The sequence below is a fragment of the Paenibacillus sacheonensis genome, assembly GCF_009909195.1.
In the GTDB taxonomy this organism is placed as follows: Bacteria; Bacillota; Bacilli; order Paenibacillales; family Paenibacillaceae; genus Paenibacillus_Z; species Paenibacillus_Z sacheonensis.
The window spans coordinates 573,290-591,203 of the sequence record NZ_JAAAMU010000001.1 but is presented as its reverse complement, the minus strand read 5'-3'; the positions used below and the strand labels follow the sequence as shown (position 1 = coordinate 591,203).

Here is a 17,914-nt window from a genome sequence, read left to right as displayed (position 1 = left end):
TTTCGTTAACCTGCTTTCTAATGCGTTTGTACCGGTGCCTGCGCTTCGTTGGCCGTGAGGGCATGCTGGAGAACTTCATCCATGGTGCTGACCGGCACGAATTCCATGTCCGCTTTCACGCTGTCCGGAATGTCGCGAAGATCGCGCTCGTTGTCCTTCGGCAGCAGCACTTTCTTGATGCCGGCCCGATGAGCGGCAAGCGATTTCTCCTTCAACCCGCCGATCGGAAGCACGCGGCCGCGCAGCGTAATCTCTCCGGTCATCGCGACCTCTTTGTTCACGTATCGGTTTGTCAGCGCCGAGATAAGCGCCGTCGCCATCGTGATGCCCGCTGAAGGTCCGTCCTTCGGTATGGCGCCTTCGGGAATATGGATATGAATATCGTTCTTCTCATGGAACTGAGGGTCGATTCCAAGCTCGTTCGCCCGCGAGCGCGTATAACTGAAGGCAGCCTGAGCGGATTCCTTCATGACATCGCCCAGCTTGCCCGTCAGGGTCAGCTTGCCGCTGCCCGGGAGCACCGTCACCTCGATGACAAGCGTATCGCCGCCGACCTCCGTCCAAGCAAGGCCGGTTACGGCGCCTACCTGATTTTCCACTTCGGCCGTGCCGTAGCGGAACTTAGCGGGTCCAAGCCATTCCTTCACTTTAGCGGAATCGACTTCGATCTCGTTCGTGCTCTCGTCAGTCACGATCGCCCTTGCCGCCTTCCGGCAGATCGCCGCGATCTGCTGTTCCAAATTACGCACGCCCGATTCACGGGTATACTCGCGGATCACTTGCAGCAGGCTGCTTTCGGCCAATTGCATCTGATTCTCCTCGAGTCCGTGCTCCTTCTTCTGTTTCGGCAGCAGATAGCGCGATGCGATTTGGAGCTTCTCCAATTCCGTATAGCCCGGAATATAGAGCACTTCCATCCGATCCAGCAAAGGACGCGGGATGTTATGGATCGCATTCGCGGTCGTAATGAACATGACTTTGGACAAGTCAAACGGCACCTCGATAAAGTGGTCGCTGAACGTGTTGTTCTGCTCCGGATCGAGCACTTCGAGCAGCGCCGAAGCCGGATCGCCGCGGAAGTCCATGGCCATCTTGTCGATCTCGTCGAGCAGGAATACCGGATTAAGCGAGCCGGCCGTCTTCATGCCTTGAATGACGCGGCCCGGCATTGCACCGACATACGTACGGCGGTGACCGCGGATTTCCGCTTCATCGCGCACGCCGCCGAGCGAGATGCGGACGAATTGACGGCCGAGCGACTTCGCGATCGAACGCGCCATGGAGGTCTTGCCGACGCCCGGAGGCCCGACGAGGCAGAGAATCGGCCCCTTCAGCTTTTTCACGAGCTGCTGGACGGCCAAATATTCGAGCACCCGTTCCTTCGGTTTCTCGAGGCCGTAGTGATCCTCGTTCAGGATGCCTTCGGCCTTGTTGACGTCCAGGTCATCTTCAGTCTGTTTGTTCCACGGCAAAGAGAGTAACCAATCGATATAATTGCGAATGACGCCGCCTTCGGCAGACGTGGAAGGCATCTTCTCCAGCCGGTCGATTTCCTTCTCGACCTTCTCCCTGACTTTCTCCGGGATGCCGGACTCGGCCATCTGGGTGCGAAGCTCTTCCACCTCGCCTGCTCGTCCTTCCTTCTCTCCGAGCTCCTTCTGGATGGCTTTCATTTGCTCGCGCAAATAGTATTCCTTCTGGGTCTTCTCCATCTGCTTCTTGACGCGCTGTCCAATCTTGCGCTCCAGCTCCAGCACTTCGCGCTCGTTGTTCAGGATGTCGAGCAGACGCTCAAGACGCTGCCGCACATCGATCGTCTCCAGGATATCCTGCTTATCCTTGATCTTCAGCGATAGATGACTGGAGATGACGTCCGCTAGCCGGCCAGGCTCATCGATATCGGAGACCGCGGCCAGCGTCTCGGGCGTTACTTTCTTCGACAGGTTAATGTAATGCTCGAACTGATTCAGTACGGTTCGCATCAGCGCGTCGATCTCCGGGTCCGTCGTTTCCGATTCCGGCAGCTCCCGGATCGAGACTTCATAGAACTCGTCGGTCGGCAAATAGTCGACGATCTCGGCGCGAACGACGCCTTCGACGAGCACGCGAATCGTGCCGTTGGGCAGCTTCAGCATTTGTCTGACTCTCGCCACGGTACCGATCCGATAAATATCTTCCTGGGATGGTTCCTCGATGTTCACTTCCGATTGCGAGCAAAGCAAGATCATGTGATCGTCCAGCATGGCGCGGTCAAGCGCGCGCACGGACTTCTCGCGTCCTACATCCAAATGAAGTACCATACTTGGATATACAAGAAGCCCCCGTAAGGGCAACAGGGGCAATCGACGACCTTTCCATTTAGCAGGTCCCATTCCAGCACCTCCGTCGTTGAAGTTTCCTGTTCACCTATCGTGACCGAAAACTTCGGCCTTAAGTCTTAAAGCCTTTCTCCATTTTATCACTCAACGGAATCCGCCTGCAAATAGGGCAGGCTCGTCGCGATAAAAACGTCGGCAGACTGGACTGGCGCCGCCGCCGGCGCATCCATATATTCCGCGCCGAACACATGACGGAATACTTCCTCGACATGATCCACCGGAATCACTTGCACGCCTTGCAAATCGGCAAAAATCGCCTGCCAGTTCTCCCGCGGAATAATGACGGTGTCGGCGCCCGCTTGGAATGCCGCCTCTACCTTGGCCAGCACGCCGCCGACGGGTTTCACGTTTCCGTGAATGCCCATCTCGCCCGTCATGGCGAGTTTGTTGTTGATCGCTTCGCCTTTGATGGCGGACGCGATTGCCGTTGCCATGGCGATCCCCGCGGAGGGTCCGTCGATCGGCGTGCCACCCGGGAAATTAATATGCAAATCATAGTTCTCCGGCTTCATGCCCATCCGTCTCAGCACGGTAAGCACATTCTCGATGGAGCCCTTCGCCATACTTTTGCGGCGGAGCGTCCGGCTGCTTCCGCCGCCGAGTTCTTCCTCGTCCACCACCCCGGTAATCGTGTAAACGCCTTTCCCTTGACGCGCAACGATAGCGCTGACTTCGATTTCAAGCAGCGTACCCATATTAGGTCCATAAACAGCCAGGCCGTTTACGAAACCGATCTGCGGCGCAGAAGGCACCTTCCTGTCCGGACGCGGAGGGATTTGACTGCTGTTCACGACCCACTCGACGTCGGCAGCCGTGATGAATTCGCGCTTCTCCGACAGCGCCAAGCCTGCGGCAAGCTGAATGACATTGACCGCCTCGCGGCCGTTAGTGGCATAACGCGTCACGACGTCGATCGCCTCCTGGGAAGGGGGTAGACCGATCTTCTTCAACGCGTTGACGGCAATTTGCGAGATTTCGTCCGGCAGCAGCGGCCGGAAATAGATTTCCATGCAGCGCGAACGGAGCGCGGGCGGCAGCTCTTGGGGCGACCGCGTCGTTGCGCCGACAAGCCTGAAATCCGCAGGAAGCCCGTTTTGAAAAATATCGTGTATATACATCGGAATGTTGGTGTCTTCCGAATTGTAGTACGCGCTCTCCAGGTACACCTTGCGGTCTTCCAGTACTTTTAACAATTTATTCATCTGAATGGGATGCAATTCGCCAATCTCGTCAATAAACAGCATGCCGCCATGAGCTTTCGTCACGGCGCCCGGCTTCGGCTGCGGAATGCCCGCTACGCCCATCGCACCGGCGCCTTGATAGATCGGATCATGCACGGACCCGATGAGCGGATCCGCAATGCCGCGTTCGTCGAAACGAGCGGTCGTCGCATCGATCTCCGTAAACTTCGCATCCGCAAGAAAAGGCGAAGTCGGGTTCTTCTTGGCCTCTTCGAGCACGACGCGGGCAGCGGCGGTCTTACCGACGCCCGGCGGGCCGTAAATGATGACATGCTGCGGATTCGCGCTGCAGAGAGCCGCCTTGAGCGCACGGAGGCCGTCGCGCTGGCCGACGATGTCATTGATCGTCTGAGGCCGGGTCTTCTCCGACAACGGCTTCGTTAGCGATACGGAGCGCAGCTTGCGGAGCTTATCCATTTCCTTGCGGGACTCCCGGTCGACAGCCGTCCGGTTCGTCTTCTGGTTGCGAAGCAAATTCCAAAAATACAGACCGATCACGATCGCGAAAAACACCTGAATAAACATTAGAACCACGCTTAAACTCATTTGCGTTACTCCTCTCGTCACGGAAGCGCAGCCCATTGCCGCTCATTCCGCACCTAAAAAAATCCGGCCTCACAGGGCGTATACTTTTCAGTATTGCCCCCGGCCGGATGGAATAATCGCACTATTCGACTAAAGTTTGAATGCGTTGGTCATGCCGTTACATGCGGACCCGGTTGATGCTTGCGTCCGGGAATTTCGCCGGTCTCCTCGAAGACGCGTACGATCTCGTCGATTTCTTTCTTGAGCTCGGACAGCAGATCGGCTTCCGGCACTTTACGGATCATCTCCCCGTAACGGAACAGCATGCCTTCTCCCCTGGCGCCAGCAATGCCGATATCCGCTTCGCGCGCTTCGCCGGGCCCGTTTACCGCACAGCCCAGCACGGATACCTTGATCGGTACCTTGATCTTGCTGATGTAGTCTTCGACCTCGTTGGCAATCGAGAACAGGTCAATATCGAGACGGCCGCAGGTCGGGCAAGAAACGAGCGTTGCCGCGTTCGTGATCAGACCGAACGTCTTGAGCAGCTCGCGCGCGACCTTGACTTCCTCCACGGGATCGGCGCTTAAGCTGATGCGGACCGTATTGCCGATGCCCATCGCGAGCAGAGCGCCGATGCCGGCAGAGCTCTTGATCGTGCCGGTGTGCAGCGTCCCGGCTTCCGTAATGCCAAGATGAAGCGGATAGCGGATCACTTCCGCCGCCATGCGGTACGCTTCGATCGCCATCGGCACATCGGAAGCTTTGAGCGACACGATAATATCGTGGAAATCCAGCTCTTCCAGAATGCCGATATGGAACAAGGCGCTCTCTACCATGGCTTCCGGCGTCGGATAGCCGTACTTCTCGAGCAGATGGTTCTCAAGCGAGCCTGCATTTACGCCGATCCGAATCGGAATATTGTGTTCCTTGCAGGCTTTCACGACCGCTTCGACTTTCTCGCGGCGGCCGATGTTGCCCGGGTTGATCCGGACCTTATCCACCCCGTTCTCGATGGCGGCCAAAGCCAACCGATAGTCGAAATGAATATCCGCCACGAGCGGGATATGGATCCGTTTCTTGATTTCTTTGATGGCTTCAGCGGCTTCCTTATTGTTGACGGTGACGCGGACGATCTGGCAGCCGGCTTCTTCGAGCCGCAGTATTTCGGCAACGGTCGCTTCCACGTCTGCTGTCTTGGTCGTGCACATGCTCTGGATAATGACCTCGTCGCTGCCGCCGATCGTCAGCGGACCAACCTTTACCGGAACGGTATCCTTACGCAAATACATGATCTAACCTCTCCCATGAACGTCAAAGTCCACCCCTGCCAACCGCATGATGAAAGAAGCGGCAGGCAGAGGTGGAAACATTTGAAGTGTTATTTAGTGGATCAGGCGCTCTCTTCCTTCTTCTTGCCCTTCTTGGAAACGAGCTCCGGCATGATTCGGTCTTGAACGACCTTCTCCGTGATGAGGCAGCTGCTGACGTCGTCGCGCGACGGCACCTCGTACATCACGTCAAGCATCAAGCCTTCAATGATGGCACGCAGACCGCGCGCCCCCGTATTCCGCTTGATCGCTTCTTTCGCGATGGCTTCCAGTGCTGCCATTTCGAACTCCAGCTTCACGTTATCCATCTCAAGCAGCTTCTGATACTGCTTCACGAGCGCGTTCTTAGGCTCGGAGAGGATACGAACAAGCGCGCTTTCATCAAGCGGCTCCAGCGTGGAGATGACCGGCAGACGACCGACAAACTCAGGAATAAGCCCGAATTTGAGTAAGTCCTCCGGAAGCACCATCGACAGGTATTCGCCTGCTTTCAGATCTTTTTGGCCGTCGCCCGCCGTATTGAAACCGATGACTTTCTTGCCGATCCGGCGTTTGATCAACTGCTCCAAGCCGTCGAATGCCCCGCCGCAAATGAACAGGATGTTCGTCGTATCGATCTGGATGAATTCTTGGTGCGGATGCTTGCGTCCGCCTTGCGGCGGTACGGATGCAACCGTGCCTTCCAAGATTTTGAGCAAGGCCTGCTGCACGCCTTCGCCGGAAACGTCGCGCGTAATCGACGGGTTCTCGGATTTGCGTGCCACTTTATCGATCTCATCGATGTAGATAATGCCGCGTTCGGCTTTCTCCACGTCGTAATCGGCCGCTTGGATCAGCTTCAGCAAAATATTCTCGACGTCTTCGCCGACATAACCTGCTTCGGTAAGCGATGTGGCATCCGCGATCGCGAAAGGCACGTTGAGAATCTTCGCCATCGTTTGCGCCAGCAGCGTTTTACCGGAGCCTGTCGGTCCTACGAGCAAGATATTGCTCTTCTGAAGTTCGACATCCTCCAGTTTGCTTTGCGAATTCACGCGTTTGTAGTGGTTGTAGACCGCTACGGAAAGCGATTTTTTCGCTTGCTCCTGTCCGATAACGTATTGATCCAAAATATTGCGGATATCGCGCGGTTTCGGAATGTCCTTCAAGTCAAGCTCTTCTTCGTGCCCGAGCTCTTCCTCGACGATTTCCGTGCACAGTTCGATACATTCATCGCATATATAAACGCCCGGTCCGGCAACAAGTTTGCGCACTTGATCCTGCGACTTGCCGCAGAAAGAGCATTTCAATTGGCCCTTTTCGTCATTGAATTTAAACATGAGTTTTCACCCCTTCTTGTTGGTTCACCTGTATTTATAGGGACTTCGCTTAGAGGGACGTGACAACTTTATCGATCAAGCCGTAGTTTAAAGCTTCTTCGGCGCTCATGAAGTTGTCGCGGTCCGTGTCGCGGTCGATGCGATCGTAAGGCTGCCCCGTGCGGTCGGACAGAATTTGGTTCAGTTTCTTCTTCGTCTTCAAGATCCAATCCGCGTGAATCGCGATATCGGAAGCCTGACCACGAACGCCGCCAAGCGGCTGGTGAATCATTACTTCGCTGTTCGGGAGCGCGAAGCGTTTGCCTTTGGCGCCCGCCGTCAACAGCAGCGAACCCATGCTTGCAGCCAGCCCGACGCAGATGGTCGAGACATCCGGCTTAATGAACTGCATCGTATCGAAAATACCCATTCCTGCAGTTACGGAACCGCCCGGAGAGTTAATGTACAGATGAATGTCCTTCTCCGGATCATCGGCGGCCAGGAACAACAGCTGAGCGATGACGGCATTGGCTACATCGTCGTCGATCGCACTTCCTAGAAAAATTATCCGATCCTTCAAAAGACGGGAGTAGATATCGTAAGAACGCTCTCCCCGATTCGTTTGCTCAACGACCATTGGTATCAGATTCATGCGACCAACCTTCTTTCGTTATCGACTTGTAAATCACACTTATTCTAACATGTTCCGAATGCAATGTCATTTTTCTGAATACTACATTATACGATACGGGCAAAGACATATGTACGTGACTGTTCCCTACCTGGCCATAAGAATTCAAAACACCGTGATTTAGGCGGCGCGGCAAACGACGATCGAAGCCTGCCTGAATTCCGAAAACTTCGGTGAGGATAAAATAAGGCACGTGGGTACGTGCCTTATCCAAGAATTTACGTTAATTGAGTTAGGCGACAACGGAAGCCGTTTTGCTGTTGTCGAGCAGGAACTTGATCGTTTTGCGAAGCACCAGGTCTTCTTTGATATTATCCAAGTTGCCGTTGGATTCGAAAATCGAACGAAGTTCTTCGGCAGGACGGCTGTATTGTTGGGACAGGTTCTCGAGTTCTTCGTTCAGATCCTCGTCGTTAACAACGATGCCTTCGTTCTTGGCGATTTGCTCCAGAACAAGGTTATTGCGAACGCGTTTCTCTGCGTCGCCGCGCATTTGACCGCGCAGGGCAGCTTCGTCTTGACCGGAGAATTGGTAGTACAGGTCAAGGTTCATGCCTTGCATCTTCAGGCGGTTCTCGAAATCGCGAAGCATGAAAGAAGTTTCGGAATCGATCATCGCTTCAGGGATGTCGATAACGGCTGCTTCAGCCGCTTTCTCTACGACAGCCGCTTCGCGAGCGGATTCGTTTTCTTTCGATTTGCGTTCAGCCAGCTTCGTTTGCAGATCTTGCTTGTACTCTTCGAGCGTATCGAACTCGCTGACGTCTTTCGCGAACTCGTCGTCAAGCGCCGGAAGGTTTTTGCGTTTGATTTCATGGACTTTGACTTTGAAGACAGCAAGCTTGCCGGCAAGGTGCTCCGCTTGGTAGTTCTCAGGGAACGTTACTTCAACGTCCTTGAAATCGCCCGTTTGCATGCCTACGACTTGTTCTTCGAATCCCGGAATGAACGAACCGGAGCCAAGCTCCAAGGAATGACGCTCGCTCTTGCCGCCTTCGAAGGCCTCGCCGTCCACATAACCGTCGAAATCGATAACCGCGATGTCGCCGTTCTCTGCCGCGCCTTCTTCAAGGACAGTCAGTTCAGCATGACGCTGCTGCAGACGGTTAAGTTCTGCCGCGATTTCCTCTTCCGTTACTTCAGCTTCAGCTGCAGGAACTTCAAGGCCTTTGTATTCGCCAAGCTCGACTTCAGGTTTAACCGTTACTTTAGCGGTGTACTTGAACGTCTCGCCTTTCGCGAATTGCTCTACGTCGATCTCAGGACGGTCAACAGGGAACACGCCTGTTTCTTTCAGTGCAGCGGAATACGTATCAGGAAGCAAAATGTCGATTGCATCTTGGTACAGGCTTTCGATGCCGAAACGCGCTTCGAAAATGCCCCGCGGTACTTTGCCTTTACGGAAACCAGGCACGTTTACTTTCTGAACGACCTTCTTGAATGCTTTGTCGATCGCTTCATTAACTTGTCCTGCCTCAACTTCTACGTTGATCGAGACAAGATTCTTGTCTATTTTTTCCCAAGTTGCTGTCATGTTATGCTTTCCCCTCCAAATTAAATAACGCTTCTGCGTCAGATCTTACCCGTAATAAACCATTCTAGTATAATCAACATTCCACCGAATATCAAGACTTGTCCCCGCCATCTTCTAATCGAAATTGAACGATTTGACGCAAGGAGCGGCAAGCCTGCTCGTATCTGAAGCGAAGGGCATCCGTAATCCCGTATGTATCGCGGACATCGTCGTCGTTAACGCGCCCGTAAAGCGACAACTCCAATACTTGGTGAAGCGCAGCCGAATAGCAGTCGACCGTATCGTCGTCGTCATTCAGAAGGCGATTATAGGCAGACGTGCCGTAGATGCACTGCAGGCATTCTTTCCACAATTCCCGCGCAAAATGCGGCAGCGATGCCTCGTTGACTTCCGTTACCGATTCGACCCGTTCGACGACTCTCGCCGCTACCAAAGGGAATTCATCCTCCGAAAGCGGTGTCGCTTCGATCTCCAGCTCGACGTGCTCGCCCAGCCTCTCGAGCGCGACCGTGCCGGATGCGCCGCGCTTCTTCAAACATTGGAGCGCTTTGAACTGCAGCTGCGGATGAAGTTCGGAGCCGGTCAGCCAAGCCAAGATAACTTCGTCGACGCCAGGATAGGTTAAGTAGGCCGCTCGTTCCAGCGCCAGCAGCTGCTGGTCCGCAACCGGATGGTGCTGCATGATATAAAGCACTTGCTGGACGTAATCCTCGTCATGCTCGGCGGGACTAAGCGCCTGTTCGCGCAAGGCTGCTTCATTGTCATTGTCTTCTTCTATGTAGGGTGCTGCAGAACTCCCGTCGCTCGATTTGTCGTAGGTAGGAAAAGCGACGTCGAGCCAAGTCAATAAATTGCTCCACTCGTCGTAATGACGTTTCTCTTCCCCTTGGCAGTTGAGCAGAAAGCGCAGCAAATTCTTGGCTTCGACATACTGCTCCGACTCGAGCAGCCGGGTTAATTGGTTCTGGTATTGATCCAACATGCTGGGAAATAAATAGACATTCTCTCTACTGTCGTCATGGGATGAATTGGATGTCGTAATAGAATCACCGCCTTGTTTGCCGTGCTCCTGCCGGCCTGTTGTTCGGATAGAGTTCGATTATAACACTACCTGCCGTTCATTTCCATTTTGGCCGAAGCGGTAGTATTTGAAACAGTCCGATTGGTTTGCGTTCAAATCCAGAGCTTGCCATGCAGGATTCCGCCATCGGATTGGTTTGCGTTCAATGCCAGGGTTTGGAATGTGGATGGTATAAAAAATGAATTTTATGGTTGCATTATCACTATTCGCATGCTATGATACTTCCTACGTGTCCCAGTAGCTCAGTTGGATAGAGCACACGCCTTCTAAGCGTGTTGTCGGGGGTTCGAATCCCTCCTGGGACGCCATTCATACACTCAGGACACGATTGCATGACAATATAGAGAGCCTCGTAATCCCTGCAGCACCAAGGGTTTCGAGGTTTTTTTCGTTATTCACGTCCTCAATCCGATTTCTCTCGGCTCATCGTAATAACCACTCTCTATGAACCGTCCCCGAAACAAAAAAGCATGTCCCAGGATCGGACATGCTTACATGCAACAAGCATCAATTCAATACCAATCCCGTCTTGGCAGCAACGAATTCAATCAATGCGGACTTGCAACGACCGGAAAAGTAGCATCGTTTCGATTTGTCATTCAATTCCGTATCGAAAAAGGCGATGTTATACGTCTTGTCCAGCTGACGAATGTTGTTGGCATTAATCAGGCAGCCCCGGTCCGCAATAAAGAAATTGTACCCGTTGGATTCAAGCGCTTGCGCAAAATACTTGATCGTGCCCGGAGCATAAAATAGTGCATCTTTCGTGTGAATCACGACATAAGGTTGCTCCGATTGTAAATAGAAGACATCTGCAACGCGGATGTTAACGAATCCGGAAGCTCCTTCAATATCTCTAGTTACTGCTAATTGAAGCATAACCCTTCACCATCTCTTTTCCGACATATCTGTTCACGGCGAACGGAACCTGCGGACTACTTGAGCAATTCGGCAGGCGTTTCTTCTTGGTGCACGTACAGCCAGCTGGCAGTCGTCACGACTACTGTTGCCAGACCGCAGAGAACGGTAGCGATCATGCTGAATGCTTTTTTATTCACGATTTTTCACACCTCCTCTCATGAGGAGTGTAGCTGCCTGGGCCAAAAACGTAACCGCCAGCACGCTTGAACCGATAAAAAAATTACTTGCTACGATGATGGTAGAAATTGCCTTAAGAAGTGGGAAATAACGTGGAGGAATCCGCGTTTGTTTCTCGATCTGGGATGGAGAAAAAATCGCGACGATCGCAATGCTGACGATATTCACGGCAAGCAGAAGTCCGTCCGACAGATTCGGGGTGAGGGCGAGCAAGGATAGCAATGCTGTCGAAACCGCAATGCAGGTGATGCCTGATTTCAAATGATACCCGCCGGATGCTTGCCTCAGCAGAGCAAACGCGACAAGTACCGTAATCGTATCTTCGATATGGCCGGTCGCGATTCCTGCCAAGAGAGTAAGCAAGATGACGGACATCATATTAATGATGAAGGAGATCGAGTAAGCCATTACCGCTATGCTCCCGGGATGATCGGGAGCGCGCTGCTTGATTTGGGCGGCGAGAACGAGCGAAAGTCGTTTGATCATAGGCCGTGTGTTTTCTCCCTTCGAACGGAGTAATAAAGAAAAATGAACAAACCGGCAAGAGAACCGACAAGATTCCAAAATAAGTTTTGTTGGAAAATCAAGTAAATGAAGCCGACGATCAGAATAACGATGAGCAAGGTGACAATCATCCCCTCTCCCCATAAACGCAGCTTCTCCAAGTCAAACGTAAATCCATAGCCCTTCAGATAAAGAAATCTGCTGCCTCCGTAACAAATGGCTCCTGTCAGCAGCTGAACGAAATACCCGTAAATCTCCTTATCCTGCATATGGGAAACCCCGCCGAAAACCGAGTACACGATAATCGTCTGTATGGCCATGAAAAAAGCAAAGCCCGTCAGCGTCATAAAGATGGACCAGATTAAGGGGACTCGGACGATCGTTTTGAAAAATAGCATCGTAATGACCAGATTGACGATAGGCGCTACCGCGAATGCATCCTCGACATTGAAATGCCTCGTCAAGTAATTCTGATAATTGATCAATTCGATAATCAGGATGGAGTGCCAGAAATAACGTTCGAAATTGACGCGAAAACAATATAACGCGAGCGTGTAGAGAGAAATTCCCTCCAGCGTGGAGAAAAACATAAAAAAGGCAAAGTCAGTCATCTGCTATCGGACCCTTCAATTTTATCTCGTATAAGGAAATCGTATGTTTTCATTCGGATCAGGCGATAAGCGAAAAAGCTTCAGACTTTGTCAACTCACTACTTTAGTCCCACCTAAAAATTGCATTTCTCAATTTACATCTTATTACACCTCCATGTTTGGTACAAGCGAATATTCGCCAAATACCGCCTGTTTTTACACATTGAAGCTTATAAAATCGAAATCATATTTAGGCCTTCAGCCTGCTTGCGCCGATCCGGCCTATTTTCATGCCCACGGGATGACAAGGATGATTGCGTTAGGATAAGCAGCCAAATGTTTAAATAAAGGAAGACCGAAGCAAAATAGACAAATTGCGCACAGCGAACGTTGGAGAAACAAGTCGCAAACGAAGGCTTGTTTCCGTATGTCCATCGAACAAATCCGTGCAGGCAACCACTTTACATCGAAGGAGAGATCTCTTATGACCAAGCAGCAAAGCAACCGGCCGACCTCGTTCCCCCCTCAGCATCAAAACCGGCAGCCCGGTTTGGAGAGCGAGATGAATCCGAGGCCCCAGTTCCAATCCGAATCCTATAAAGCAGCGGGCAAGCTCGCAGGCAAGGTTGCCGTCGTCACCGGCGGCGACAGCGGGATCGGGCGGGCTGTCGCGCTCCTCTTCGCCAAAGAAGGCGCGGACGTCGCCGTCTTATACCTGGACGAGCACGACGATGCCGGGGAGACGAAGAGCCTGATCGAAGGACTTGGGCGCAAATGCCTGGCTGTCGCGGGCGATATCGGGGATCCCGCCTTTTGCAAAAGCGCGGTGAATGACATTGCCGCCAAGCTCGGCGGACTGGACATCGTCGTAAACAACGCGGCAGAGCAGCACCCCCAGGATAAGCTGGAGCAGATTACGCCGGAGCAGCTCGAGCGGACGTTCAAGACGAATATATTCGGCATGTTCTATATCACGCAGGCCGCGATGCCGCATCTGAAAGCAGGCTCGGCGATCATTAATACGGCTTCCATCACGGCTTATCACGGCAGCCCGACACTGCTCGATTATTCCTCGACCAAAGGCGCGATCGTCTCCTTCACCCGTTCGCTCGCCATGAATCTCGCCGAACAGGGTATCCGGGTTAACGCCGTGGCCCCGGGTCCGATATGGACGCCGCTTATCCCGTCGACCTTCGACGCGGACAAGGTCGCCAAATTCGGTGCCGACACGCCGATGAAGCGCGCGGGCCAGCCTGAAGAACTGGCCCCGGCCTACGTGTACTTGGCTTGCTCCGACTCCTCGTACGTCAGCGGCCAAGTCATTCACATCAATGGCGGCGAAATCGTCAACGGCTAACCGCCGTCTCAAAAACGTAAAAGCCGGCAGCGTTATCATGCAGCCATGCATGGTAGTCGCTCCCGGCTTTTTTGTGTCCACTATATCCATTCGTTACGAATAGATTGATTCAGATCCGCTTCAGCAGCCGCGCGATGGACCGGTCCGCTTCGCGGAGCACGATTCCTCTGTCAACCGTCTTGACGCGACCGTTCTCCACGACAAGCTTGCCGTCGATCCATACGTCCTGCACGTTCCCTCTCGACGCCGCATACACGACCCGCGAATAGGGGTCGGCTTCATAGGAAGGAAAAGTATGGAAGTCATCCAAATCGAGCAAAACCAGGTCGGCCTTCTTTCCCGGCTCGATGCTGCCGATCAGATGGTCCAGGCCAAGCGTGCGCGCGCCGCCGATCGTCGCCATTCGAAGGACGGTCCGCGCGTTCATCGCTTCCGGGCCGCAGCGGACTTTGTGAAGCAGCGCGGTCAAGCGCATCTCCTGAAACATATCCAGCGTATTGTTGCACGGCGCGCCGTCCGCGCCGATGCCGATATGGATGCCTTGCTCCAACAGATCCGGCACGGGCGCGATGCCGGATGCCAGCTTGAGGTTCGAACCCGGACAATGCGTCATCCGCGTTCCGGTCCGCCTGAGGATCTCCCGCTCTTCGTCGTCCAGCCAAATGCAATGCGCCAGCACGAGCCGTCGCGAAGTAAGGCCGAGGTGATCCAAATAGACGATATTGCGCATGCTTCGCTGCCGCATGACCAGTTCGATCTCTTCGAGATTTTCCGCCGCATGGGTATGCACGAGCACTTGATGTTTCGCCGACAGGTCCCTGACCTCCGTCAACAAACGCTCGGAGCAGGATACGACAAAGCGCGGGCTATAGGCGTATTGCAGTCGACCGCCGTCATGTCCATGCCATTTCTCGAGCAGCGCCGTGCTTTCGGCGAGCGAACGGTCCGTATCCTCCTGCAGTCCCGCGGGCACGTCTCCTCCATCGTCCATCATCACTTTCCCGGAAATCGCTCGAATTCCGCTTGCCGCAAGCGCTTGAAACGCGAAATCCGTATGGCTGACCGTCTCCATATCGAGAATCGTCGTCGTGCCGCTTCGCAGCAACTCGCCGATCCCGAGCAGCGCGGAATAGTAGACGGACTCTTCGTCATGCGCCGCCTCGAGCGGCCAAATCCGCTTGCGCAGCCAGTCCATTAACGCCATGTCGTCGGCTTGCCCCCGGAAAAGGGTTTGACAAAGGTGGATATGGGTTTGGACGAAGCCGGGCAGCAGCAGCTTTCCCTTTGCTTCAATAACGGCAGTCGTCTCCGGGTCATACGACGTAATCCGGGAGCCGACAGAAACGATGATATCCTTATCGAACATAACATCTCCGGTAAGTATCTCGTCCCTATCATTCATCGTGACGATCGTCACGTCGCGCAGTAAAGTCATTCTCATGGAATTTCCCCGCTTCCATCGAATAATCGCAAGCATCCGTGTTAACTATGCTGACATTATATCATGGATGGAAGCCCAGTAGAGAATGATTTACTGACCCACGCAATCAAGACCAATCCATCAATCGCCGAATATCCGCCCGCACGCCCGGATAAGAGAGCACCTGCTCCTTGAACGATTCCCGCTCGCCCCAATCCGTCTTCATCGTCGGGGTATCGAACAGGTCGTCGGTGATATCCGTGAAAGCCTGATGCATATTATTGTCGTACCAGTCGATATCGCTTCTGGCGTCGTTGTTCACGACGGCGATCATATCGAAATCATTGTCCGCGGATTGACCGAAATACGCGAGCAGATCTTGATTCTGCGCCTCGCTCGTATGTACCTCGACCTCCGCGCAATGCAGGCCGTCGCGATCCGCCGCTCGTCTTACGTGCGCTTCCGTCACGATCATTGCAGGCTCCCTTCGGGAAACAGCCCCATCGTTGCCACATGGCGCTTCGTTTCATCCGTGCCGAGCTCGTAGAGCAAGCGGTAAATATCCTCGAGCAAGCCGTCCGTACCGGCATTGATTTGTTTGTCGCTTGCCGAGCTGAACGGGGTCAAGCCGTAGACGGCCGTTTGCGCCTCGTCCATGGAAGCCAGCTCTTCGAACAGCTCCTGCAGCCGATTTAATTCTTCTTCATTCGCGGTTATGACAAGCTCGTAAGACGTCGCGGTCGGGTCTTCGAGAATCGATCCTGCCTGGACGGATACGTAATACGTTTTGCGTTCATACGCGGATGCCTCATGCTCGTTAGCCATCATGGGAAACTCCTCCTAAAAGCTTTGTGCGTGCAGCTTGTAGCCGGTCAAAAGGCAAGGAAAAAAACTGCTTCGAAAGCATAATCCTAGGTCTAGCATCCCCCGGCGGACAGACATTTTATCCAATTTATCGGCATAACCATTCTAGTATCGCTGTTTTTAACCTTGCAGCCAGAAAGGAATGAATACCATGTGTGGATTCACGGGCTGGATCGACTGGACCGCCGACCTGACGAAACAATCCATTATCCTGGAGAAAATGACCGAGACGCTGGCAAACCGCGGCCCGGACGCCTCCGGTACCTGGATCTCGCCGCACTGCGCGCTCGGCCACCGCAGACTCTCGGTCATCGATCCCGCAAACGGAGCGCAGCCGATGGTTCGCACCGCCGACGACGATACGTATGTCCTCGTCTACAACGGGGAGCTCTATAACGCGCCGGAGCTGAAGAAAGAGCTGGAGGGCCGCGGACGCCGGTTTACGACGACCTGCGATACCGAGGTGCTGCTCGTTGCCTATATGGAGTGGGGACCGTCCTGCGTGGAGAAATTCAACGGCATCTTCGCCTTTGCCCTGTGGGATTCCCGCGAGGAGCAGCTGTTCATCGCCCGCGACCGGCTCGGGGTCAAACCGTTCTTCTTCTCCCGTCAGCTGGGCCGCTTCATCTTCGGGTCTGAGCCGAAGGCGCTGCTGGCGCATCCCGCCGTAAAGCCGGAGATCGGACCCGAGGGCTTGGCGGAGATATTCATCGTCGGACCGGCGAGAACGCCGGGCGTCGGCGTCTATCGCGACCTAACGGAGCTGCTGCCCGGCCAGTGCGCGATCGTTAACCGCGCCGGCCTCCGCGTGACGCATTATTGGAAGCTCGAGAGCCGCCCGCATACGGAGACCGTCGAGCAAACCGCCCGCTCCGTCGGCGACCTGCTGAAGGATACGGTCGAGCGCCAGCTCGTCTCGGACGTACCGCTTTGCACGCTACTCTCCGGCGGGCTCGACTCCAGCGCGCTTACGTCGCTCGCGGTCAATTATTATAAAGAAACCGGACAGGGAACCGTCCATACGTTCTCCGTCGATTACGTCGATAACGACAAGCATTTCAAATCGCATGCGTTCCAACCGAATGCGGACGCGCCTTGGATCCAGCGGATGACCACGCATCTGGGCACCATTCACCATGGGACGGTAATCGATACGCCGCAGCTCGTGACGGCGCTCCATGAGGCGATGACGGCGCGCGACATGCCCGGCATGGCCGACGTGGACTCGTCGCTCCTCTTGTTTTGCCGGGAAATCAAGAAAGAAGCGACCGTGGCGATCTCCGGCGAGGCAGCGGACGAAATATTCGGGGGCTATCCGTGGTTTCACCGCGAAGAAGCGCTCAACGCCGGAACGTTCCCGTGGTCGCTGGCTGCGGGCATGCGGGCAGATCTGCTCTCGCAGGACGTCGCTGCCTGGATCAGGCCGCTGGAGTATATCGGCGACCGGTATCTCGACGCCGTCGCGGAGGTTCCGCATCTGCCCGGCGAAGACGAGAGCACGCGCAAGATGCGGCAGATGTCGTACCTCAACATTACCCGCTTCATGCCGACGCTGCTCGACCGCAAGGATCGCATGAGCATGGCGGTCGGCCTCGAGGTGCGCGTGCCTTTCTGCGATCATCGCCTGGTCGAATACGTCTACAATATCCCCTGGGAAATCAAGACCGCCGGCGACCGCGAGAAAGGCATTCTGCGCAAGGGCTTGGAGGGCGTGCTGCCGAATGACGTGCTGTATCGCAAAAAAAGCCCGTATCCGAAGACGCATAACCCGAACTACCTGAACGCCGTGCGCACGCAGCTGCTGGAAATCATCAACGAGGGCACCTCTCCGCTCCTCCCTCTCATTAACGTGAAGAAGATCCGCCAGCTGGCGGAATCCCAAGAAGCGAGCTCCAATCTCCCTTGGTTCGGACAGCTGATGTCCGGTCCGCAGCTGTTCGCTTATCTGCTTCAGGTCGATATGTGGCTCCGCGACTATCACGTAAGCATCCGATAATCCGAA

At 54.3% G+C, this 17,914-nt stretch carries 16 protein-coding genes and 1 tRNA gene; 3 read left to right on the top strand and 14 right to left on the bottom strand.

Annotated elements, in window-relative coordinates; all coding sequences use genetic code 11:
* Window positions 1-17: 17 nt before the first annotated feature.
* From lon to GT003_RS02415, 7 genes are all read right to left on the bottom strand, one after another.
* Complete coding sequence (lon, locus tag GT003_RS02445) at window positions 18-2,372, bottom strand: endopeptidase La (RefSeq protein WP_161694007.1); 2,355 nt, start codon at window positions 2,370-2,372, stop codon at window positions 18-20.
* Between the two features lie 86 nt (window positions 2,373-2,458).
* A complete protein-coding gene (gene lonB / locus GT003_RS02440) occupies window positions 2,459-4,165 on the bottom strand; it encodes an ATP-dependent protease LonB (RefSeq protein ID WP_161694005.1) in 1,707 nt (568 codons plus the stop codon).
* Between the two features lie 149 nt (window positions 4,166-4,314).
* Entirely contained in the window at window positions 4,315-5,436 is a 1,122-nt protein-coding gene (gene ispG, locus GT003_RS02435) for a flavodoxin-dependent (E)-4-hydroxy-3-methylbut-2-enyl-diphosphate synthase (protein ID WP_161694003.1), read from the bottom strand.
* A 101-nt stretch (window positions 5,437-5,537) separates the two neighbouring features.
* Window positions 5,538-6,794 carry an ATP-dependent protease ATP-binding subunit ClpX gene (gene clpX, locus GT003_RS02430; RefSeq protein ID WP_161694001.1) on the bottom strand — a complete coding sequence of 419 codons (1,257 nt, stop codon included), beginning with the start codon at window positions 6,792-6,794 and terminating at the stop codon, window positions 5,538-5,540.
* A gap of 49 nt (window positions 6,795-6,843) precedes the next feature.
* Window positions 6,844-7,425, bottom strand: a complete 582-nt coding sequence (clpP, locus tag GT003_RS02425) for an ATP-dependent Clp endopeptidase proteolytic subunit ClpP (protein ID WP_161694000.1) — start codon at window positions 7,423-7,425, stop codon at window positions 6,844-6,846.
* A gap of 271 nt (window positions 7,426-7,696) precedes the next feature.
* A complete protein-coding gene (gene tig / locus GT003_RS02420) occupies window positions 7,697-8,998 on the bottom strand; it encodes a trigger factor (protein WP_161693998.1) in 1,302 nt (433 codons plus the stop codon).
* A gap of 91 nt (window positions 8,999-9,089) precedes the next feature.
* A complete protein-coding gene (locus GT003_RS02415) occupies window positions 9,090-9,980 on the bottom strand; it encodes a hypothetical protein (RefSeq protein ID WP_161693996.1) in 891 nt (296 codons plus the stop codon).
* Window positions 9,981-10,310: 330 nt separating this feature from the next.
* Here GT003_RS02415 and GT003_RS02410 point away from each other — a divergent pair.
* A tRNA-Arg gene (locus GT003_RS02410) sits at window positions 10,311-10,387 on the top strand.
* A gap of 199 nt (window positions 10,388-10,586) precedes the next feature.
* On the opposite strand, the gene GT003_RS02405 is transcribed toward GT003_RS02410, so the two are convergent.
* The 4 genes from GT003_RS02405 to GT003_RS02390 are packed head-to-tail and all read right to left on the bottom strand — an operon-like array spanning window position 10,587 to window position 12,292.
* Window positions 10,587-10,958 (bottom strand): LytTR family DNA-binding domain-containing protein, encoded by a 372-nt coding sequence (locus GT003_RS02405; protein ID WP_161693994.1) that lies wholly within the window; start codon window positions 10,956-10,958, stop codon window positions 10,587-10,589.
* A gap of 56 nt (window positions 10,959-11,014) precedes the next feature.
* Window positions 11,015-11,137, bottom strand: coding sequence for a cyclic lactone autoinducer peptide (locus tag GT003_RS02400; RefSeq protein WP_338045861.1), 123 nt, complete (start codon window positions 11,135-11,137; stop codon window positions 11,015-11,017).
* On the bottom strand, window positions 11,130-11,663 hold the full coding sequence (locus GT003_RS02395) for an accessory gene regulator ArgB-like protein (protein ID WP_161693992.1): 534 nt from the start codon (window positions 11,661-11,663) through the stop codon (window positions 11,130-11,132). The genes GT003_RS02400 and GT003_RS02395 overlap by 8 nt, the downstream gene beginning before the upstream one ends.
* Window positions 11,660-12,292, bottom strand: coding sequence for a hypothetical protein (locus GT003_RS02390; RefSeq protein ID WP_161693990.1), 633 nt, complete (start codon window positions 12,290-12,292; stop codon window positions 11,660-11,662). The genes GT003_RS02395 and GT003_RS02390 overlap by 4 nt, the downstream gene beginning before the upstream one ends.
* A 463-nt stretch (window positions 12,293-12,755) precedes the next feature.
* Between GT003_RS02390 and GT003_RS02385 the strand changes: the two genes are divergently transcribed.
* A complete protein-coding gene (locus tag GT003_RS02385; protein WP_161693988.1) occupies window positions 12,756-13,628 on the top strand; it encodes an SDR family oxidoreductase in 873 nt (290 codons plus the stop codon).
* 109 nt (window positions 13,629-13,737) lie between these two features.
* On the opposite strand, the gene GT003_RS02380 is transcribed toward GT003_RS02385, so the two are convergent.
* From GT003_RS02380 to GT003_RS02370, 3 genes are all read right to left on the bottom strand, one after another.
* Window positions 13,738-15,069 (bottom strand): 5'-deoxyadenosine deaminase, encoded by a 1,332-nt coding sequence (locus GT003_RS02380; RefSeq protein ID WP_161693986.1) that lies wholly within the window; start codon window positions 15,067-15,069, stop codon window positions 13,738-13,740.
* Window positions 15,070-15,175: 106 nt separating this feature from the next.
* Complete coding sequence (locus GT003_RS02375; protein WP_161693984.1) at window positions 15,176-15,523, bottom strand: hypothetical protein; 348 nt, start codon at window positions 15,521-15,523, stop codon at window positions 15,176-15,178.
* Window positions 15,520-15,876 carry a hypothetical protein gene (locus tag GT003_RS02370; RefSeq protein WP_239565635.1) on the bottom strand — a complete coding sequence of 119 codons (357 nt, stop codon included), beginning with the start codon at window positions 15,874-15,876 and terminating at the stop codon, window positions 15,520-15,522. The genes GT003_RS02375 and GT003_RS02370 overlap by 4 nt, the downstream gene beginning before the upstream one ends.
* Window positions 15,877-16,063: 187 nt before the next feature.
* Here GT003_RS02370 and asnB point away from each other — a divergent pair, with 187 nt between their 5' ends.
* Entirely contained in the window at window positions 16,064-17,908 is a 1,845-nt protein-coding gene (gene asnB, locus GT003_RS02365; RefSeq protein ID WP_161694307.1) for an asparagine synthase (glutamine-hydrolyzing), read from the top strand.
* Window positions 17,909-17,914: the final 6 nt, after the last annotated feature.